This window comes from Natronobacterium texcoconense (assembly GCF_900104065.1).
Taxonomy (GTDB): domain Archaea; phylum Halobacteriota; class Halobacteria; order Halobacteriales; family Natrialbaceae; genus Natronobacterium; species Natronobacterium texcoconense.
On the sequence record NZ_FNLC01000002.1, the window covers coordinates 669,044 to 689,886 of the forward strand.

The following is a 20,843-nucleotide window of genomic DNA, read 5'->3' on the forward strand; positions in this document are numbered from 1 at the left end:
ATACGACGTGTTTGAAACTCTCCGATCATCGGATATAGTAATTCTAGTGACTTTCCACGGAGGAAGTCGAGAGAGCACCCGCCATATTTTGTAGCCACTCTGACTCCTGATCGGAATTCTCCGCAGCCAATACTAGATCTTTCCCGTTCAGGTGCGTAACGACATCACTGACTCCACTTGTCTGAACACCGTTAGTGATGAGGAGATTACTCACAGAAACATCCGAACTCTCGATGAGATACCCCTCATGAGTGGCAAACTGCCGATATCGCAGAAGTTCTTCGAGTCCCTGTTTGAAGACCTGGTAGTCTTCGGATTCTTTGATTTCGCCGATGAGGACTGACTGGAGTTGATCGACAGTGTCGCCTGTCTCGTAGATTTCGATAATGACGTCAGGACGACCGCGGTAAAGCACTGGGTCTGACTTGTCACCAGTCAATTCGCTGAGGACGTCTCGGTAGTCGAATACCGAGTCGTAGTATCGTTTGAACGCCGAGTGTTCTGGCGGGTCATCGGCATCAAGTACTTCGTGAAAACTGAGGTTACCAGTCGCATCGTGGTATATTTCGATACGTTGGTCGTCGGTTTTGAGCGTTGCTAACGCTCCCGTGTCACCGTCTATTGGTTGGAGTTGGAAGCCAGGAACGTATTCGTTGAGAAGACGCGTGATGCGGAAAACACAGAAGAGCTCGAAGAGGCGAGGCGTAGATGTCGGGGCAATGAGTGTCTCCCCAAGAAGTTCGACGATGTCTGGATCGAACCGGTCTGCGTGGAGCCGTTCGAACGTATCGTAGAGGGCGTGGGCGTCGTTGTAGAGGGTGAGACGAGATCGTCTGGCAGCCGTAAGGTCTTGCCCGGTGACTGTGAGACGCTGCCCGTCGGTGATGCGGTTCAGGTGGACATTTTGCTTGTAGAGCCGGGAGAACTGGTTGATTTGCTCGTCGGTCCAGTATTCGCGGCGCCAGTCGTAATCAATGTCTTCCAACTCAGTTGTAACAGTCCGATGGATTTTCCAGAGGAGGCGTTTCAGAACACGGTTCTCTGGGATGTTATATTCGGTGTAGGGTGTATCACAGACATACCGACTCTGGTCGGCGTATCCAGTATCAGACCAGTCTCGGAGGGTCGAACTCCAGTCGATCGAACCCCGGACTTCGCCCTGTGTCTCGACGTGCTCCCGCTGATGTTCTGTTTTGATTCGCCTGATTCGATCGGGAAGCGCCGTGATAAAGTCCTGGACGTCCTCGGTGAGACAGAAATGAATGCGTTTGATGCGATCCCAGTCACGGATATCGAGCCCTTCGTAGTCGAGTGACTGGGTGAGTGCAGTCGTGTTTATCTCGCCGTTGAGAAGATACGCAAGTAACTCCGCAGTGGTTTCCTCGACGAGCGTCTCTCGAGTGAGACTACGTTTCATCGTCGAACGTGATGCCGAAGAAGTCCGTCGCTTTGCTTCGTAGCAACGCCCCATCGAGCGGGAGATCGACGTCACCGTTTTCAGTAGGAACGTTACTGTCGGTCAGCGACTGGATCACCCGATTTTGCTGTTCGGGTCGCATTCCCTCGAGTTGCGGATAGACGAGAGAGATGACTGCAGACGTCAGCGCGTCGCTTCGCGTGTCGTCTGTGTAATCGTAGGAGTCGAGATATCGGATGATGTCGTAGACGATCGATGGACCGATAACTCGGTCTTCGTTGATGCGCTGCCACAGCACCGCAACGACGGGATATACGTCTTCGAGAACTGGGCGGAGCGTATCGTCGTCTTCGAGCCATGCCGTCGCGTAATTGTCGTCGGCATTTGGATCAAGCAATGATGTTCGGACGCGACCGTTCTCGGTGGTAAGATCCGGAACACCGACGTGGATGAAGTTGAAGCGACGCATGAACGCGTACGACATTTCGTATAGCGAGGTTTTGTCATACGTGTTCATTGTCGCGATGAGCCGCCAAGACGGCGTGACTGGGAACGCGTCCGGGTTCGAAATCACGTCTTCGAGATCCTCACGTGACGTGGATTCAGAGAGCGAGAGGAGTTCGACGGTTCGGTCGCGTTCGTAGGGAAGTTCCGTGGAGTCACCGGACAGCACTGAAAAGAGCTGTCCGAAGGCCTTGTCGATGTCTGACCGGTTGATTTCGTCGATGATGAGCCACTCGTTGACGATACGGTCCTGCCGGAAGCATTTCAGGAACAGCCGGGGTTCGAACTGTAACTCTTGACCGCCGTCACTGGTGGACGGAACGTATCCACCGATCGTATCGAACGCGGTCCATTCCGAGGTCGCAGTCGTGAATCGATATCCATCGATCTGATCGTAGGAGGTGGCAGATTCGGAGATCGCTTTGGCGAGTTTTGTTTTTCCGGTGCCGGGTGGGCCAGTGAGGATGATGTGTTTTCCAGAGCGAAGCGAGGCTTCGATCTCTCGTTCTAATCGGTCGTCGTCTTCGAAGTACAACTCGTCAGGAACCGAGATGTCGACCTGTGGTGGGGTTAGTTTCTGGGCGAGTCTGTCGATAGCGTCCTGTGAGACGCCGTCCGTGACGGGTTCCTCTAATGCCAGTATCGTTTCGAATTCGTCTTCGGTAAGCGGGAAGAGACTTCCCTGAGCACGGTTCGAGATCGGTGCTGCATCTTCGAGATCTGGAACGGCATTGAGTTCTTCCCAGCTAATCCCGTCGATACGCCGATCGACGCGGATTCGAATCCCTGCATCCGTTTCAGGAGTGTTCTCGGTAGCAGATTCGACTGTTCCGTCGACGCTGTTGGAATTAGGATTGAATCCGTCGATCACAGTGCCTTCAGCAACGATCTCCTTGACGGGGGTAGACTCGTAAAAGAGTACACGATCACCAGGAGATGCCGACGTAAACGCGTCGAACAGTCGTTTTTTGTTCCCCTTCTCGTTGTACGCAGTATAGTAGACCTCGCCGTTGTCGTCGATATCTGTAACGGACCAGATCGAGGGATCTGCTGTCGCCCAGAAGTAATTCGTGGGTTGCTCTTCGCCAGATGTCGGAACCTCAATATCAGCTGGTGTTACGTCGGAAGCGGCGAATAGGTACTCTCCGGCACTACGAGAAAGATGACACAGATACGCTTGAATGATATCGCCGTTTTTATCGATCGGATATCGATTCTGTTCTTGTTTGAGTTTCGAATTCCGGAGTGTTGGCTTGATATCAGACAATTCAAGCGGGTCATCGAGTTCCGTGATATCGACTTCAACCCGGTAGTACTCTCCGTCCTCCATTTCGGTTTTAGTAGCAGTACTCTCGACGACAGAGACACCGCGTATTTCTTGGTCTCTCTTGTGGAATACGACGTCACCCGGCTCGAGAACAGTCAGATCTCGTTGCCATGCCGTATCCCGTGAGCGAAGATACTCGTTCTCGAATTCGATAGACCGATTCTGGTTTACCCAGTAAAACTCGACATTGTCAGCGATATCTTGAGCTTGCGTCGTGTCGACGCGTAAGTGCTGATTCTTGTCGATCCAGTTGAAGAAACTATCCAGATGCCGGAAATCGTCCTCGAACGGATACTTTTCTTTCACCGTTCGGAACTTTTTAATGTCATTAATGTACTCTGTGAGTGCTCGAGATGTACGGTATCCGAAGTACTTCTCCATTCCTGCTCTGGAACGGTCGTTACTGATCGGATATTTTGTTGGGTGTAGAAAATAGAGTATCGGAGAAACGATACCGGCTTGTACTCGATCGATGTTCAGCGCGGCGAACTCCTCGATTGCAGTGTCGATTTCGTCCCGCTCATCTGCAGTAACAGCAGACTCGAGAAACGCAAAGGCTTCATCTTCATAGCCGTCGATCGGGACACTATAGGTTCCTTTCCCGACGATACCGGTCCCCTCCTCGATTCGTTCTTTGAGTTCTGTTTTCGTCTCCTGATCAATATCTAACTCGTCGATCCGCTCTTTCTTCGATCCAGGCTTGAACGCTTGATCGTTCTGGCAGATATTATAGATCGTCCGCATCTCTGTTTCATCGATACTGCCGGTTTCCACGAGACTGGTTACAAGCACCTGTACTGCCTGCGACGTATTCTGAACATGTGCTTTGTCTTGTTCCCAATCGTGATCTGCAATATATTTCTCAACCAGCTGGTCAGTATCTAGTGCTGGACCTGCTTCGATCATCTTGTTACAAGTGACACACGTATTCGATAAAGAAATACCGACGGTTGAACGGTTTTAGGTGGAAAAGAATTTACTTCGTCCTGGAAACATAATATAGGGAAAGAAACAATAGCTGGCTCTCTCACTTTTTCTCCATGCCTCCAGAACGGCTCCGCTCGATCGTCCCGATGTTCGGCGGAGCAACGAGTTACGTCGGGACACTCGAGGCTATCATCGAATACGTCGACGAACAACACCCCACAACGGACGAGCTCGTAGGCTGGCATCGGGGGAGTTTCGCTCGTGTTTCGAGCCAAGACTCGATCATGCGCCGTGTCGAGTACCTCGAGGATGTCGGCTTTCTCGCAACCAGTGATGACCGCTGGGTGCTTGGTCCCGAAGGCGAGCGATACGCTGCTGATCCGACGACGGAAACACTCCTCGAGCTCATGTGTCGGCGAAACGTCGGTTTGCGAAGTTTGCTCTATGCGCTCTCGGTGGGTCCAATGACGATTGAAGAAATTGGCTGCCAACAACTCGAGACGCATCCTGAACTGGGCTGGAATCCAGAGAATCCGGACATGGCTCTCCAGCGTGTGAACTGGCTGCGGAGCCTCGGACTCGTCGAGAAAGATGGTGAACAGTACGTACTCTCAGACGAAGGACGCCAGTTCACCGATACTGCCGTCGAAGCATGGGCCGATTCTGAAGTCGAGATTACGTCAACGACAGCAAATCCGATGACAGCAGGAACGTACGAGACGGCTGTCGAAGCTCGGGCAATTGATCCGGAGTTTCGAGCGACTGCATTGGCGCGGTTCGATCGTACCTGTCCAATCTCGGGTGTAGACCACCCAGGGCTATTGGACGTGGCACACGTTTTATCCTGGAGCGACTATCCCGAGTATCGGGCCGATCTGTCTAACGTTCTACCACTCAGCAAAACCCATCACGCAGCGTTCGACCGAGAGCTCTTCACCATCGATCAAGACTACCGACTACGAGTGAATCCGGACTTCGACACGGAGAGTGACCTGCTACAGCGAACGATCGTGGATCAAGCTGGAGAACAGCTACCACTACCAGATGGGAGTGTCGACACAGACTACGTTGTCAAGCACAACGCGGCGCTCGAGTGGGTATGAGGAATACTACAGGAATCAAACAAAGGTATTTAGATTTGTGTATGAAATATAAGTAATATGCCTCGGTTTGAGTGTGAGACATGTGGGGAGAGTTTCAACAGCAAAATGAATCTTGAGTACCATCAGGATCTGGTCGACTGTAGCGCTCCCGAGCCATCACCGAACGAAGAATCATCCTCGCAGTCATCTCCACGGGAATTAGTCGAAGCAGAGGCAACAGGGACCGTAATCACATATGACGAGGACCGGGGTTTCGGGTTTGTCGCAACTACAGACGTCACACGAACTCTCTCGAATGGTGACGAACTCATGGAGGAAGCCTTCTTTCACATCTCCGATATCGATTCAACATGGATCGAAGAAGGAGATCGGCTACAATTTGACGTCATTAGGAACGAAAAGGGATTGAAGTGTGAAGACATCGAGATCGTCTCTCGTAATCGGGATCGAGAGTCTTACGATAAGCCAGAGGACGATTACACGAAATCCCGTCTGGGCTTCGGTCACCAAAAGGACGATACAAAATATGGTCCTGGGAAGGCATCCCCGACCGAACTCGATATTGAGAACTTCCGAGATGAACGTAAGTTCCGATGACCGACAGTCGAAGGAGCACTACGGGCGTTCGACCGACCCACCCCTTCTGCTTACCATAAACGTCTTCAATACCTACTAGTAAATATAAATTCATGTCCGGCACTATTGATAGTTCTACAACAATATACACGATCGGTTTTACGAAGAAAGATGCACGTACATTTTTTGGCCTCCTTGAGGACGCAAACATCCAACGTCTTTTCGATGTACGTCTCAATAACCGCTCTCAGTTAGCCGGCTTCGCCAAGCGAGATGATCTGAAATACTTCCTCGACTCGCTGCTCGAGATAGACTACGACCATCGTGAATCACTGGCTCCGACAAAAGAACTGCTCGATGCATGGCGTGATGATACTATCAGCTGGACCGAATACGAACGAAGGTTCGAACAGTTGTTACGTGACCGCGAGATCGAGAAGACCCTAGATCCAGCTCTATTCGAAGAACCGACTGTGCTGCTTTGCAGTGAACATAAGCCTGAGTACTGTCACCGACGGCTTATTGTCGAGTACTTGAACGACCATTGGGGGAATGTCGAAGGTGTTCACCTAACGGGGTAGTCTTATGCCAGACGCTATCGAGATGGTTTGCCTAGCCAATTCGGAGAAGCACGGGGACCGCTGTGTAGCCGGGGTGCGGCTTGATACAGGCGGCTGGTTACGCCCTGTTTCGGACGATACCGGTGCAGGACTCTTAGAGTCCCAATATGAGACTGTCTCGGGACATCATCCTGAACCGCTTGATACTGTCCGAGTTAAGCTTGATCACCAGTGGCCGAAGTACCATCAACCCGAAAACTGGGTCATCTCATCTGAGTCGTGGGAGCTCATTGATACTGAGTTGCACGATCGAGCGATATTAGCAATCAACGCTGCCCTCCAACGTGAAGGCACTATTTTGCATGATACAGCACATGCTATCCCGAAACGTGAGCTAACGAATACTCCTGTTTTTCGTTCTCTCACGCTTATTTCTCCAACTGAACCTACGTTTTACGTTCGTGAGAAGGACGATGGTACCATTCAACCACGAACAGCTTTTGAATTTGACGGACACGAATACGACCTCCCTATTACTGATCCGACATGGCGACAGCAAGCCCGAACAGCAGGCGTCGGGTCACTTCCTTCCGAAGAGATTGTTAGCGACCACGAGGAAATCCTCTTCACGATTAGCCTAGGTGAAGCAAGTGACGAAAATAAGATGTGTTATAAAATTGTGGCTGCAGTTTTCTCTCTGCAGGCATCTCACCTGATTGGGTTTTAATCTTCTTCTGGTTCCACTTCCAAATTTCCTCGGAGGTAAGCCAATATCACGTCCCCATGACAGGCTTTGGGCTTGCACCAACAGCCAAGTGTTTCTCCGCGCAGTTCCTCAACTGCCGCTCGGAAGTCGGGATCTGTTCTAATTTTCTTCTTGAACCATTTTTCATAGCGGTCAACACTCTCTTGCCGCGTATAGTCGCCACCGTCTTTTTTCAGCCTAAATGGGTTCCCGAATCGAGTATCTCGGTCAATCATCTGAACTCCCTCCTTCCCATATCGACTCACATTCACAAGCTCGGTCTTTGGCTCACCTGTTAGTGTAGACTGATAACCCATGATTGGAGATCCTTGACGATGTTCTGTTCAGCTATATGGTGGTCCTGATACTAAACACTTACAACATCACCGAGATGAGGATAGTTTGATCGCTATTGTACTACCAACCTTACTGCCTCAGAACGACTCTCAACCACCAAACCAAAACCATAATTTTGGCTATCTGACTATACAACGTTACTGGAAATCTATGGGAGCTCCATGGGTTGGGCGGTTTGCTCCGACATCAGAGATTCAATTGACTAATCATTCCGGTCGGGTTGGCGCTGTGGATGCATTGAATTGGGTGACAAAGGTAGCGAGCGCTGTGAAAGCGGACGTTCCGTATCAGGTATGGTCGTACTCAGACGGTGGGAGTATAGCGCACGTGATTGGGACACTTCGCGGTGTTAGAAAGTACATTCGGGCAGATATTCCGTTAATCTTTGTGTTTGATGGAGAGTTTTCGAGTTCGGTTCGCCAGATGACTGATCCAGAACGGTCGACCGAGGATACACCTTACCCACAAAATGAATTTTTCAGAGAGTCGATGGCAAAAACGTTGGACGCTCTTGATATCCCGTTTGTTAAGGAATATCCATTCGATGGAGAAGCTGGAGCAGCCATGTTGAATCGGGAGGGATACGCTGATTTTGTACTGTCAGATGACTGGGATGCACTTTTGTATGGAGCTGAAATCCAGATACGTGGTTTCACAGGCCAAGGTCCAGAGGAATTGATTAATCGGCGGGCACTTGAGGCCGAGACCGAATTTTCTCGAAGAGATTTAATCGATATTGCCATTCTTGTTGGGACGGATTATAATGATGGACTTCAAAACGTGAGTGCCGAGTCCGCGATGGATGCTCTCGAAATGTACGGTTCTCTTGAAGCCGTCTACGATCGTGTTAACGATCGAATGCCAGAAATTATATACGATTTGCGCGATCTATATCTTGATCCGCCCTCTTTTGACGGAGCAAACCTTCCGATTCTTACTGATCCACCGACACCCACTCCTAAACTAGATACTATTGAATCCTTGTTGACGGAATATGAAGTTCCACCTCAGCTAATTGAACAGGAACTATCTCACCTTGAACGAGCACTAGCCCACAGTAAATCAAACAAGACATGCAGGCGTGGGGACAAGTGAAAGCCTTCGAGTTTCTCGGAGAAGACTCACAATAGACTGGATACGTTGAGCTACGAATGAGATTGCTCTGGCTGCTATAATGCTCGTAGTTTTCAATTTCACTAGGTTCGAGAACACAGCTATACAACACGCTCCCGTATCAGCCTCAAAGGATTCTAATTGCTCGCTGAACCCTGTTCATAGTTCCTCGAATTGCTCAACTAGCGCGAGATCGCGTTCGAGACGCGGTTCGACGACGGGGCTACGAATATCGATGTCAAGTTGTTCTTGCTGCCATTCCAGTCCTCTTTTCCCAGACCAAACGCCATACAGCGTGACTTTTGGAAGGGTGAGAACGCCGAACATCACTGCCATCACGTAGAGCGTGTTCGCGATGTCCGTCCAGGAGGCAGTCACTTTCCGTGGGAGATCGACCGGAAAGGTAACGTGTTGGGCCCAGATGTCCTGTGCTCGTGCGTTGTCGACGAATTCGTAGTCGTTGCTGAACAAGAGCACGCGTTTCCGGTTGCCTTTGTCGTATCGTTCGTATGCATCAATGATGTCGTCGTCACCGGTATCCGACGGGACGATGTCCACTGCTCGATTCGCCATGCGATTGCGGAACTCGTAGAGCCCGAGAACCCCTATTCGGTTTGCACCTGCTGGCTGGTCTTTGGTTCGAGCGAACTCCTGGCCGAACGCGTCCTCGAGGGTCTGCGTGGAAAACCGGTTATAGTACCAGTCCAGCTCTTCTTTGACGCCACCCGATAACGCGTATCCGTTCGTCGGTGGTCGTCCTTCGTCGTCAGTCGACCCTGTCACCGGATCGATATCGAGGATTTCCGGCAGACGGAAGCCGAAGAGGTTGGTGTCGTACGCGACCATGACAGGGTTGTGACCTGCCGTCAGGTCGGGGTGGGTGTGCCGGTCGAGAAACGTCTCGATCTCGTCGGCGTTCTCCGGTTCGACGAGGCCACCTGCAACAGCCGCTTTGACGTATTCGTTGTGCCCGGGAAGATCCTCGTATGGATCTTCTCCGAACTGCTGACGGACTGCGTCCCTGCTCTCTCGATAGCTGATCGTCCCCTGCGTGAACCGGACCGTACTCCGACGGCGTTTCTCGAGCTCGATTCGAAACAGTTCACCGACTGTATTGCAGGGGTGTTCCACGGAGATACTCGTTTTACCCGCGTCGTATAGCGCGTTGAGGACGGTCGTGAGATGGCGACGTGCGACCTCCATTAGACCACCTCCGTGAAATCGATGAGATCGACCGCTGGACGCGGAATGTCGGGGAACAGCTGGCCGTAGAACTCGCTCGAGTCCAGCAACAGGTAGAACACGTGGTCGGCACCGTATCGAACACCTGCCTGGAACGCGATTGCCGACATATACTTGCGACCGGGTGTGATATCAACGGCGACCTGTTCGTTTGCTCCCGCATCCTCGATTCCTTCCCGAAAGAAATCGACTATCTCTGTGAAGGCCGTCTCTTCGGAGACGGTGTGAACGTCGACTGTCGTGTCTGCGTCGTACTCCTCACCGATCGTCTCCAGAAGTGGAACGACAGATGAGATGTCGTCTTCGACAGTCGGATTCGACAAGATTTGAACCGAGTCGGGGACGTAGCCGTCTTCACAGGCGGCCAGTAAGGGATTGGTCATCGCCTCGGTTGTGGGACTGGCAATTGTCAGCCAGTGACGGTCCATGCCTTTGTCACGTCGCCCAAACTACAAGTAACTATCCGTGCTGATTCTACGCAGGAAGCCTCCCCCGAATTTGCGGGAACACTTCGGTGATACATACTTTATTGTGGATGTGTATTTACCGATGTTTTATGGACAGTTCTGGGAGTGACCTAACGGATCGAGCGAAAAAACTCCGTCAACTGGCGTTGACAGACCCGGAACAGATCGATCCGGAGAAGTTGGCCGAAATTACCTCGACGCCAGTTGCACCGCCGGCGGCACACGGAGCTGCAATCGTCGCGTTGCTCAACGTGGCTCGCACTCGAGACGACATCGCCGAGCCGTTCGTCGAGCATCTGGGGCGGCTGCTCGGTCGTCCCTCACTCGAGACGCCGCTCGTGCTTCGCTGTCTTCGAGAGCTCGCACGGAACGATCCAGCTGCGGTACTCGAGCTTCGAGACGAGATTTCGGATCGTATTTCGACCGATAGCACCGACGTCACGCAAGCAGCTACTGGCGTTTGTGTCGAGTTGGTGAACGAAGATCCGTCTTCGTTCGTCGATTTAGTTCCAACGCTCGCAGCACTGCTCGAATCCGAGAACGAGCAAATCCGCAAGAATTCGGTGTACATCCTGTCAGAGGTGGCTCACGAGTATCCGGAGCAGGTGAAACCAGTCGTTCCCCAGTTGACCGACGGCGTCGTCGATCGAGATCGCACGTATCAAACCAATGCTCTCTCTGCGCTCGGTGCGATCGTCTCCAGCTATCCCACCGCCGGGACGAAGGCGACAGAGACGTTGGCCGATATCGCTGACTCGACAGCACCACCGAAAGTTCGTGCCAACGCCATCGGGCTTCTCGGAGACGTCGCGGTCGAGTATCCAGACGAGATCGTGGACCACGTACCGGTGCTCGTCGACTGTCTCCAGAGCAACGACGAGTTCGTCACAGGCAATGCAGCCGCTGCAATACTCCATATCGGCGCGGAGAACCCAGACGCAGCCGAAGACGCAATACCGGCTCTAGCCGAGTTAACCGATCACTCGTCACCGGTCGTTCGCCGAAACACGTGTCGAGCACTCGGCCAACTCAACGCTACAGTCGCCCTCGAGCAGTTGAAATCGACCGCTGAATCCGATCCCGACGAGACAGTTCGGTCAGTTGCCGCTCAGGCCGTCGATCGGATATCCTGAGCGTTCATCCGCCTATCCCATAGACGGTAACCTCGCGTTCATCGACGCTTTCGGCAGCTTCGACGCGGACGGGGAACGAGTCGTCCTGTTCTACCGGATACGTTTCGAACTCGAGCGTAACCTGCTCGGTCGAACCAGCAGCAACCGAGACGGATCGCGTATCCACGACCTCTGGGTCCTCGCCCACAACGAGTGCCACCTCCATCGTGGCAGTTTGGTCGCTCCCGTTCTCGAGCATGGCAGTCACCTCGAGAGTTTCACCACCTGTTATGGGCTCGTTCGTCTCGAGGATCGTCACATCGACCGCGTCGATACCATCGTCTCCGTTCTCTGTGTCATCGTCGAGCGACGCATCCTCGTCGTACACCCACTGGTCGCTAATCGTCAGCAGATTGTTTTCGTCACGCACCCAGGCTTCGGTTTCACAGGTGTGGCAGCCCCCTCCTTCTGTCGTAGCTGTATCAGTGGTACCGCTCACTTCGGAGAGCGTGAACTGATCCGTCTGTGTCATCCACCAGATAACGCGGTCGAGTTCTGCATCACCTGCCGAGACCTCGACCTCCAGTTCGTAGTCCCCCTCAGTGGGGACCTCGGTCCTCTCGGGATATGCGGCGTCAATAGAAGGTGGTGCTTCTCCATCCGCGGATACCGTGACTTCCCACTGGGTCATCAGACGTGGGTCGTCGCCGACTGTTGTGGCGATGTCGTAGGTCCCTTCGGACTCGAACGTGTGCGTCGCGAACTCGACACCCTCTTCAGCAGCGTATACGTCGGACCACGCACTCATTGCAGGTCCTCGATGTTCGGTGTCGAAGTACCAATTCAATCCACCGTCCCAGGGATCGGTATTGACCTCGAACATGACCGTCGTCTCCGGCTGGATCGTGAGTTCTCGGGCCGGCTCGGCATACTGCTCGTCGAACTCGTCGAGACCGAATACCTCGACGGACGTTTCGGCTCGACTATCCCCCATCTCGACGGCTACGGGAAACTCACTGTCTTCCCGTACGGGAAACGTGTAGTACGAGAAGGAATCAACCGTCGTCGTCTCGCCGGGACCAAGCGTCACGATTCGTCTGCTCATCGTTTCCTGGCCCTCTCCGACCACCAGTTCGACTTCTCGTGAAATTTCAGTCGAACCCGTATTCTCGATTTCCGCAGTTACAGAGAGAGGTTGTCCTGCTTCAACCGGTGAGTCCGTTTCGAGAATCTCGATGGAAACGTCGTCGCTCTCGGGGCCGACGTTGGTCGGCCCTACAGCAACTATGCCGAACCCCGCTCCCACTCCCGACAGGTACTGTCTCCGGCGCATATTTCTCAGCCAGAGCAATCCATCGATTCCTCGGCTGACCGCTGGGCGATTCCTATGTTGATGTCTCCTTCTTCGACAGCCATTTGCCGGATAGACCCGCGGAACCAGATCGATTGCCGTTCTCCTGATTCGAGGGTAATCTCTGTTTCCGAATCTAGCAGCTCGACATTTCGTTCGTCGAGACAGTGATCGTGGCTGTTCGGTCCAGTCGTCGAGAGGTACAGCCGAGCAGGTCTTTCTGTACAGTTGTACGCTGTGAGGACGCCCGCTGACCACTCTTCACATTCGGGACATGCGTCTCGATCGAGTTCGCTGTCGTCACAGCTCCGGGTACAAACGACCTCCTTGGAATCGTCTGCTTCGGATATTTCCTCAATATCCACGTCGTCGTGGTAGTTTGGTTCTTCGTCGTAGTCGTACGGATACGTCTGATCCTCGTGATCGGCTCCAACACTGCTTGCCCCAACTGCACCAGCACTGACCGTCCCCACCGTCGCCAGGATGACTCGCCGTAGAACCCCGTGATTGCTGTCGGACATTGTGGCACTCTATATCGCCCTTCGACCCCATATGAAAAATACCTAACAATATTTCAAAAAAGTGAAGATCATAATGAGTGGTGACGAGTTGGCTGAGTCGGCTTTATTGAAACGATCATAATATGATAAGAGTAGGCTGCTGAATAGAGAGTGTCTTCAGCACCAGATTGTAGGATCGACTATACCAAGTTGAAGTCTACCATACACATCGCCGAAGCGATGGAGGCCCAAATCATCCTGAGAACGTGATTACGCTCTGTTCTAACTCTTACCGACAGGTTCACCACGATGCTGATGAAGACAAGTTCAATCGAGAAGTCTGAGAGCGGAACTTAAAACATACTTGAGTAAATTGACCGTTACTCAAATTTATATGTTTGCAGTGTATCACATACGCTGTGGCAGAGCAGGATACTGCTGAGTGGATAAGCACACTCACGAAGCGGTTAGATGAGATAGAGGAGAATAGGTATACCCTTCTGGAAATTCTCGGGAAATCGGAAGACGAGAGGTCTTGGCAATCTATGTTGACCTATTTTCTTAATCCAAATAAGCCACACGGGTTTGATGAAACTGTGCTTCAGGCGTTTACCAAGGCCATAGAGACGCATCCTGAAACGGATGCATCAGACCTAAACGTCGATTCTGACGGAGTCAAAGTTGAAACAGAAGTACCGACCCCGCCAAGAGGTTCTGCTGATATACTGATTTACGCTCAAAATGAATGGTTTATTTGTATCGAAATGAAAGTTGATTCGGGCGAAACAGGTGACCAGACCGAAAGATATTATCACTCTCCAAGACTCGGCAGTTTAGTCAAAGCCCGGCATAGCGCCCGTGGCGGGGAAAGTGAATACGTTTACCTCGCGCCAGAAAGTGCTTCAGCCCCATATAAACATGAATTTGTTCACGTCTCATGGAGAGATGTCGTTCCGCATATCGAGGACTGTTTGTCCTCGAACTCAGGAGACCCCCGAAGTGAGATTCAATTGGCTGACTTCATCCGTAATATCAAGAAACACCTTACCATGAAAGACTTCGACGCCATTTCAGAAGAAGCACAGTTGTACGCCGATCACAAATCGAAACTCGAAGACGCCAGAGATGAGTTCAGAGAAGAGAGAGACAGATTAAAAACAAATATCAAGAGCGGTCTGAGGAAAGCATTTGAAGAAGAGAGTTGGAAAACACGTAAATCCGGAAAATCTTCAACATGGATACAACTGTACAAAAAAGGGTGGCACAATGAAGATTTTAATATCGAATATGAGCCACATGTGCTCCTAGATGATCAACCAGCTAAAATTGGACTATACGTAGACATAGAACGGGGGGATAAAAGCATAAAAAGTGATGTCAAAGATTATATTTACGAACATGCTGATGAGGCAGAATTAAAGAGACTGGGATGGACCATGACCGGAGATGTGAAACCCTGTCTGGAAAAGCATCTTAGCCTGGATATGGAATCACCTGCTGATACCATTGATGAGGCCATTCAGTCACTCAAGGCGCTCGATGCAGAAATAGGGGTCGAGATCGACGATGCTGTACGCATGTACTCGTCTGAATAAATCAAATGAGGCTGAGATAGCTAGTGCGCGACTCGGTCGCTGACGGCTATTGGCACCCTTCCGAGAACGCCGTTACCCCGCCACGACCACCCGATAGTCGGGCTAGATATATTCGTATTGCTGACCCCGCAATGACCCCATACACGGCGTCCGAACTCGCGGCTCCACGGCCACTCACGAATTTCGAGGCACTGATGGTACGATTGGGTTACTAAGCAGATTCTTCACCCTGATACATCGTCAGGTCCATATCTCGCCCTGCGGCAAGTTCGCGTCTGATATCAGTCCGGTCCCAGCCAAGTGGCGAGAGTACGCTCTCGACAGCCCGCACAAGTTGTGTCTCGTAGTACGAGGCATCGTACGTCTCGACATCCTCGTGGACGAGAGCAACGCGGTCTCGAGTCGATTTCTCGTCGTCGACGACGACGTACTCGATATCCTGTCCCGGATGGACAGCCAGCCCCTGATCGCTGGCGCGTTCGAGCGCAGCGACGTTGTGGGTGTATTGCGTGTACGCTTCGCGGGGTTTCGATACGCGGTTGCGTTCGGCGAGCCGGTCAGTGTCTACGTCTCCATCCCGTAGCTGCTCGAGCGCTCGAGAGAGATAGCCGAGTACTGCCTCCGGTGACCGGGTTTCGGCGAGTCGCTCGAGACACTCTTGCTGGACGTCTGCGACGAATGGTGGTGTCGACCGCTGCCGAGATTCGATTCCTCGAATCTTGAACTCGTCTTCGCCGGCGACCTTTCCGAAGTACTTCGTCAATGCGCCGGTATCACTCTCTCGCTGTGGCACGAACGCCACCCACTCGTAGTGTGCTTCGTGCTCGAGTCGAATCTCGACGCGATCCGTAATCTTGGCGGCGAGTTCCTCGAGTGGTACTCTGTCTTCGTCGTCAATGTCCGGATCTGGCGTGACCCAGATCGAGTCGACGATCCCGTGGACGACGCGCCAGCCACCGTCCTCCAGTATTCGTTTCGCGGTGAGGAGGATCTCGCGAGCGAAGGCGTTGATGGCTTCGTGACACTCGATACGACCGAATTTTGCATTGTTGAATCCCTGGTAGCCGAAACAGGCGACCAAGATCCACTTCAGCGCCTCCGATCGCCCCTCGAGTTCCTCGAGGCGGTCCTGGTCGGGGTCGTCTCGCTGTCGTTCGCGACGAATTGTGGCTTTGATCTCGTCGCGATCGTCGATGATCGGCTGGAGGACGTCGACGAGGTAACCACGTTCGTCACAGATTGCGTATCCCAGGCCGGGAACGTCCTCGCGGTGTCGGTGGCACGAACACCGGATCACGTCCGGTGAGACGTTTCGTGTACAGATGATGTTCGGATACAGACTCGAGAAGTCGAGTTCGTGGACGTTCTCGTGGAGGCCGACGTCGGGAGCGAAGATGAACCCGCCACGGTCTGCGTCGTGAAGCGTCCCCATCGGCTTGTAGAACTCGTGACGCCAGGAGTTCCACGGCACTAGGACACCTCGGTCGTGGGCCTCACAGATCTGGATGGCGGTGAGGACGTTTCCGATCGACGCCCAGGCGAGTTCCTGGACTGGCTTTTTTGATCGGGATACGAGGTCGATGACGCCGTCGAGATTCGTCTCGCCGTAGAAGAACGTATTCGACTCGTCGATGATTGCCCGACCGGGAACGTTGTACCGGGCAGGGGAGTGACCGACGCGTCCATAACTCGAGTAGGTTGATCGGCTAGCGAGTTGCTGGTAGTCTACGCCGGGCCAGCGACTCAGAGTGAAGTCGTCGACGCCAGCGTGGTCGGCCATCTCGTAGAGGGTTGGCACGATTTCACTCGTCGAACAGACGAGGACGTCCGGATCACGTTCGTCGATCATAGTCCGAACGGCTCTCACGAGGTCACCCGGTTCTCCGGTTATCGTCTCACCGGCGACGTCGAGTTCGGTGTACTGTTCGCTAGCCGTCTCGGTTACGGGCACACTGAGCCGAAGCGTCGACAGATCTCTCGCCGGTGTCGGGTCGACATCGGTCTCGAGACAGTAACGAAACTCCTGCGTGAAATCGACGTTGAAGCAGGCGAGGTCTCCGACGGGAGCCGACGGCAACTGTCGCACTTGCCGGGCGAGCGGTGCGACCCGATCGACGTGGTCGACGTCGACGGCGAGGACGGATTCTTCGTCGCGGCGAAAACTGGGACGCCGGTCAGCGTACTCGGTCGTAACGACGTCCGGATGTCGATCGTAGAGGGTCTGAATCCTCGCGAGATTGACCTCGGCATCGGGCGACCGGGCAGCGACGTAGAACCGCGGCGTGTAGTCGTCCCGCTCGGTTACGACGGCACCATCAGTCGTCGTCTCCCACTCGAGGACGCGTCTATCGTCGAGGAAGTCGATCGTGAACGGCATCGTCTACTCGTCAGAGTCGCATTTCTGATCTTGTAGGTCTCGGAGCGATTCCAACTCGTTCTCGAGATCCTCGAGACGTTTCTCGTGGTCGTCGAGCCGGGATTCCTGCTCGAGATCGATGCTCAGAAGCGCTGGGAGCAATGGGTTCTGATGGTTCAGGAGACCGCTCGCATCGGCGTGTTCACAGGCGTAGGCGAACAGCTGGTCGAACCGTGGCTGGTCGCGACGCCGGAGCGCACGCCGGTACTCCTGCCAGCGATCCTCGATCGCCCGGAGGGCGTCCCGAAACGTCGGATTAGTTCGCCCCATCGTTATCACCCTCTCGTGCCACTGACAGCCGTCCAGGCGTCGAGCATCGGATCAGCAGTTAGCGACGTGGACGTTCCGTCAGCCATCGTCCCGTGTCCGATACCGTCTTCGTCGGCTACCGGCTCTGGTGACGCCGGCTGGAGGCCCAGCTGACTGGCACGCGTCTCGAGAATCTCTCGCCAGTACGCGAACGTCGTCTGGTAGTAGGAGCCGCCCTCGACGGGGTAGACGAGCGTCTCGAACTCCTCGCCCACAAACCGTGGCCCCATCCGGGTCTGTTCGCAGCGGAGATGATGAGTGGCAGCCGTCTCGATCGGTTCGGTGAACTCGTCGGGAGCCGTCCGTGTGACGAGCACCGGAACGTCGTAGCCCTCCGCGTAAGCGGTGAGTCGAGCGAGCGCTCGAGCCTGCAACGTTCGCGCTTGCTCGGCACCGAGTGCATCGGCAGATCGATATCGTGCGTCGAGTGCCGGAGCCACGATGAGCGAGGGCATGTGCACCCCTCCTTGCTGGTCGCTGTGGGTCGAACTTCGCCGCGATGTCGTACTCTCTGCTGTTTCCTCCCGAACATACCTGTTTACTGCAACCGGAAGATCACAGAGTGCCCCGTAGTGCTGATATGGAGTGAACCCACGAGCGACGTGAATCCGATCGAGCAACCGTCGACTGGGCGCGAGTCGGCCAAGCGACGTCGTCGTCGCATACCCGTTCGCATCGACCCAGAAAGCCGGCCCATCGTTTACAAGCAGATGGTCGACGGCTAGCGACTGGAGAATCGCCACGCCTCGATCCCCTTCGATATCCAGGAGTGTGATGCCGTTCTCGAGCGACGGTAGTAAAATATCCTCGCTCGCCCGATCGACACCTTCAGCGAGAGCGTTCCGGTTCCTATCTGCTCCCCGCGATGGCTGCTCCACTGCGAACTGACTCGACGTGCCGTTCGACTGCTGTGGGGATTCCTCGAGCATATCTAATTAGACGAGAACGCTTCGAATAAGCCGTCGCGTGTCGTTTCCGTGTTTCAAGAGTCCTCCAGATTTCTGGTGTCACCTGTTCTACTTGCCTTTGCAGCTGGCAGCCTTGATTTCCAGAATTGGTTCTGCTTCACAGAACCGAGACAGGATAGGAAGGCTCTGATACTACTGATCTCACGCGTCTAAACAAGCCCCTGATTTGTGTCGTGGATGGCAGAGATGCGGAATCCCTCGTTGTGAGTGAACTTATTACCGACGCGATGCAAGTAACTGGCACCATGACCTACTTCGAGCTCGGCCCTGAGAGATACGAGGACGGGAGCGAAGTGGAGAAAGAAGAAGATGGACGCCAAGTTACCGCCAGACCGGAAGCCGCACAGGGAGGACAACAATGACTGATGCAGATCGCGATCGGTTCCTGGCATCATTGCGGCGTACTGACGCAGGTCCGGATGTTAGTGATGTGATCCCGATTGATGATCATTTCGAGACATTTTCTGATGAAGAAATTGATCGGCTTTGCGAGATGGTTGACGAAGACTAATTAGCCGAAACGGCTAGCACGGCAGGTTAGACAGTCCGATCAAATGATAACGGAACCGGTACGCAACATCGTTGAAGAGCTTGCTGCCCATGCAGATATCAAGTACATCGATCTGACGGGGAACCAGCAGACTCATCAGAACCCCATCCACAGTCCCCGAGGAATTCCCTATCAACTATGTGCTCGATGAAGAAGAAACCCGACTCGTGAATGTACAGAATCGACTTCGACACCAGAGTCTGTCGACAACAGAACGCGTCTATGAGCACTTCCAACGCCGCTGGTTCCTTTCACAATATTTTCTGGCTACAATGAGGCAATAATTGTCGCTAGTATGACTGCGCACTCATGCTGGTCATGATGACTAGGTAGTCATGCTGCGCAGTATGACTGCATACTCATACTGGTAATGGTGGGTCAGTAGTCATGTCGCACAGTATCGCTGTAGACTCATATTGGGGATGGTAGGGTAGTACTCTTCCTCGATAGGGGTGGTAGGTACCAAGAGTAGGTGACAAGAGTGGTATCAGTGGGTCAGAATCAAGAGAGGCTTCCATGCGTGGGTGCTATGGCTGGCCACTTCGGCTGGGAATCCAGGATAGTAGAGATTAGTGGGTAGGTAGCATGCTTACGGAAGGTAGCTATAATGAGTGTTTTGGATGACCGGGCTGGAATAATGATCATGAAGGGTTCAGAACTTGAGTAGTGTGGGAACCTGAGAGGGCTGGATTCGTTCGTAGGTTTATCAATAATGACGCAGCGAGATCAGCACATGTCGCTACAAAATCTCATCAACAGGACATAGCAATAATCGCTGAAGCATTCGCTCAATGGACAGGGAATCCGAACGAGATAGAAACTCCACGCGAGGAACGAGCATGGAAACTTGTTGACGACATAGCTGAAGAACGACGCATGCCAGCATCGGATCTGACCCGGTAAATCGATGATTCTTGGCCGCAGTCACAGCGGCAAGTGACCGGTGAGCCCGAGAAGTCCGACTACAACCATTAGAAACGCTAAAATCAGCGTTATCGCCTGTTTAGGGCCGATCACAGAGTTATCCATGCCGTTCCCTGAAACGTTCTTTTGAATGCTTATTGCATAACCACTCTCCGGTTTCGGGTTCTCGACGGATAGCTTCCTTCTCGCATTTTGCGCACGTCTGTCCCATATAGGGTGTTCTCGAAGGAGATGGATAAAAATAGACGCCGTTATCGAAGTGTATCGAAGGAACACACCGTTATCGAAGTGTATCTACCATCCTGCCAAAGTATTATGACGTTTTCCCTCAATCTATGTTACAAGATGCGCACATACTCTGCGGAGGAGATCGCCGAGATGACTAGGACGGATCGTGGAATTATCGAGGAGGGCGACCAGGCCTTGTTGCGGCTAAGCCCGACGGAATCAGGCGCTGAATCGTAAGAGTACCCATGTGCGAAAGCATCAAGGACGCCTGCTGGTCGTACATCCAGCTGCAAGTTGCCTGGGAGATCAGCGACGATAACACCGCCCCGGAAGAAATTGAAACACCTGACGTCGAGGACTTGCCCGCACCAGACGTCTAAGGCTGATGAGCGCCACATAAATTGATTCTCGCACAGACATTCAGTTTCTATTCATCAGACTCAAGTACTCCCATGCGTTCAGCCGACGTTCCTTCGAGTCGAGACGTTGTCTCGAGTGCTTATTGAATACGTCTGAAGCTACCGACGTTCCTTCTTATCGAGTACAAAATCC

The 20,843-nt window shown here is 53.1% G+C and carries 19 protein-coding genes; 9 read left to right on the forward strand and 10 right to left on the reverse strand.

The window, feature by feature from the left end:
* Positions 1-43: 43 nt before the first annotated feature.
* Both BLR35_RS10610 and BLR35_RS10615 read right to left on the reverse strand, forming a co-directional pair.
* Positions 44-1,417: a hypothetical protein gene (locus BLR35_RS10610; protein ID WP_090381474.1), complete on the reverse strand. Its 1,374-nt coding sequence runs from the start codon at positions 1,415-1,417 to the stop codon at positions 44-46.
* A complete protein-coding gene (locus BLR35_RS10615; protein WP_090381476.1) occupies positions 1,407-4,154 on the reverse strand; it encodes an AAA family ATPase in 2,748 nt (915 codons plus the stop codon). The genes BLR35_RS10610 and BLR35_RS10615 overlap by 11 nt, the downstream gene beginning before the upstream one ends.
* A gap of 134 nt (positions 4,155-4,288) precedes the next feature.
* Here BLR35_RS10615 and BLR35_RS10620 point away from each other — a divergent pair, with 134 nt between their 5' ends.
* From BLR35_RS10620 to BLR35_RS20275, 4 genes are all read left to right on the forward strand, one after another.
* Complete coding sequence (locus BLR35_RS10620) at positions 4,289-5,278, forward strand: HNH endonuclease signature motif containing protein (RefSeq protein ID WP_244510227.1); 990 nt, start codon at positions 4,289-4,291, stop codon at positions 5,276-5,278.
* Between the two features lie 57 nt (positions 5,279-5,335).
* Positions 5,336-5,875 carry a cold shock domain-containing protein gene (locus BLR35_RS10625; RefSeq protein ID WP_090381481.1) on the forward strand — a complete coding sequence of 180 codons (540 nt, stop codon included), beginning with the start codon at positions 5,336-5,338 and terminating at the stop codon, positions 5,873-5,875.
* A gap of 92 nt (positions 5,876-5,967) precedes the next feature.
* Positions 5,968-6,435: a DUF488 domain-containing protein gene (locus tag BLR35_RS10630; protein WP_090381483.1), complete on the forward strand. Its 468-nt coding sequence runs from the start codon at positions 5,968-5,970 to the stop codon at positions 6,433-6,435.
* Between the two features lie 4 nt (positions 6,436-6,439).
* Complete coding sequence (locus BLR35_RS20275) at positions 6,440-7,141, forward strand: dual OB domain-containing protein (protein ID WP_139169273.1); 702 nt, start codon at positions 6,440-6,442, stop codon at positions 7,139-7,141.
* Here BLR35_RS20275 and BLR35_RS10635 read toward each other — a convergent pair.
* A complete protein-coding gene (locus BLR35_RS10635; RefSeq protein ID WP_244510228.1) occupies positions 7,138-7,395 on the reverse strand; it encodes a DUF4326 domain-containing protein in 258 nt (85 codons plus the stop codon). The two genes, BLR35_RS20275 and BLR35_RS10635, sit on opposite strands and share 4 nt — an antisense overlap.
* Positions 7,396-7,939: 544 nt before the next feature.
* Here BLR35_RS10635 and BLR35_RS20675 point away from each other — a divergent pair.
* Complete coding sequence (locus BLR35_RS20675) at positions 7,940-8,611, forward strand: PIN domain-containing protein (protein WP_170831014.1); 672 nt, start codon at positions 7,940-7,942, stop codon at positions 8,609-8,611.
* A gap of 177 nt (positions 8,612-8,788) precedes the next feature.
* On the opposite strand, the gene BLR35_RS10645 is transcribed toward BLR35_RS20675, so the two are convergent.
* Together BLR35_RS10645 and BLR35_RS10650 are read right to left on the reverse strand one after the other, a co-directional pair.
* The gene (locus tag BLR35_RS10645; RefSeq protein ID WP_090381491.1) at positions 8,789-9,832 is read right to left on the reverse strand and encodes a hypothetical protein; all 1,044 of its coding nucleotides are present in this window, start codon (positions 9,830-9,832) and stop codon (positions 8,789-8,791) included.
* A complete protein-coding gene (locus BLR35_RS10650; protein WP_211704972.1) occupies positions 9,832-10,254 on the reverse strand; it encodes a hypothetical protein in 423 nt (140 codons plus the stop codon). The genes BLR35_RS10645 and BLR35_RS10650 overlap by 1 nt, the downstream gene beginning before the upstream one ends.
* 230 nt (positions 10,255-10,484) lie before the next feature.
* Between BLR35_RS10650 and BLR35_RS10655 the strand changes: the two genes are divergently transcribed.
* The gene (locus tag BLR35_RS10655; protein WP_170831015.1) at positions 10,485-11,471 is read left to right on the forward strand and encodes a HEAT repeat domain-containing protein; all 987 of its coding nucleotides are present in this window, start codon (positions 10,485-10,487) and stop codon (positions 11,469-11,471) included.
* A 4-nt stretch (positions 11,472-11,475) separates the two neighbouring features.
* On the opposite strand, the gene BLR35_RS10660 is transcribed toward BLR35_RS10655, so the two are convergent.
* Both BLR35_RS10660 and BLR35_RS20895 read right to left on the reverse strand, forming a co-directional pair.
* Positions 11,476-12,783 carry a hypothetical protein gene (locus BLR35_RS10660; RefSeq protein WP_090381500.1) on the reverse strand — a complete coding sequence of 436 codons (1,308 nt, stop codon included), beginning with the start codon at positions 12,781-12,783 and terminating at the stop codon, positions 11,476-11,478.
* Between the two features lie 5 nt (positions 12,784-12,788).
* On the reverse strand, positions 12,789-13,322 hold the full coding sequence (locus tag BLR35_RS20895) for a hypothetical protein (RefSeq protein WP_090381504.1): 534 nt from the start codon (positions 13,320-13,322) through the stop codon (positions 12,789-12,791).
* 398 nt (positions 13,323-13,720) lie between these two features.
* On the opposite strand from BLR35_RS20895, the gene BLR35_RS10670 reads away from it, so the two are divergent.
* Positions 13,721-14,896 carry a PDDEXK-like family protein gene (locus tag BLR35_RS10670; protein WP_170831016.1) on the forward strand — a complete coding sequence of 392 codons (1,176 nt, stop codon included), beginning with the start codon at positions 13,721-13,723 and terminating at the stop codon, positions 14,894-14,896.
* A gap of 211 nt (positions 14,897-15,107) precedes the next feature.
* Here the strand turns inward: BLR35_RS10670 and BLR35_RS10675 are convergent, their stop codons facing one another.
* From BLR35_RS10675 to BLR35_RS21245, 3 genes are read right to left on the reverse strand one after another with little or no spacing between them, the layout of a single operon-like run.
* Positions 15,108-17,273, reverse strand: coding sequence for a type B DNA-directed DNA polymerase (locus BLR35_RS10675; RefSeq protein ID WP_090381509.1), 2,166 nt, complete (start codon positions 17,271-17,273; stop codon positions 15,108-15,110).
* Between the two features lie 3 nt (positions 17,274-17,276).
* Positions 17,277-17,582, reverse strand: coding sequence for a DUF8156 family protein (locus BLR35_RS10680; RefSeq protein WP_090381512.1), 306 nt, complete (start codon positions 17,580-17,582; stop codon positions 17,277-17,279).
* Between the two features lie 5 nt (positions 17,583-17,587).
* On the reverse strand, positions 17,588-18,550 hold the full coding sequence (locus BLR35_RS21245; protein ID WP_090381515.1) for a hypothetical protein: 963 nt from the start codon (positions 18,548-18,550) through the stop codon (positions 17,588-17,590).
* A gap of 397 nt (positions 18,551-18,947) precedes the next feature.
* On the opposite strand from BLR35_RS21245, the gene BLR35_RS20680 reads away from it, so the two are divergent.
* Both BLR35_RS20680 and BLR35_RS21115 read left to right on the forward strand, forming a co-directional pair.
* Positions 18,948-19,100, forward strand: coding sequence for a hypothetical protein (locus BLR35_RS20680; protein ID WP_170831017.1), 153 nt, complete (start codon positions 18,948-18,950; stop codon positions 19,098-19,100).
* Positions 19,101-20,536: 1,436 nt separating this feature from the next.
* The gene (locus BLR35_RS21115; RefSeq protein WP_280139362.1) at positions 20,537-20,671 is read left to right on the forward strand and encodes a hypothetical protein; all 135 of its coding nucleotides are present in this window, start codon (positions 20,537-20,539) and stop codon (positions 20,669-20,671) included.
* Positions 20,672-20,843 lie beyond the last annotated feature (172 nt).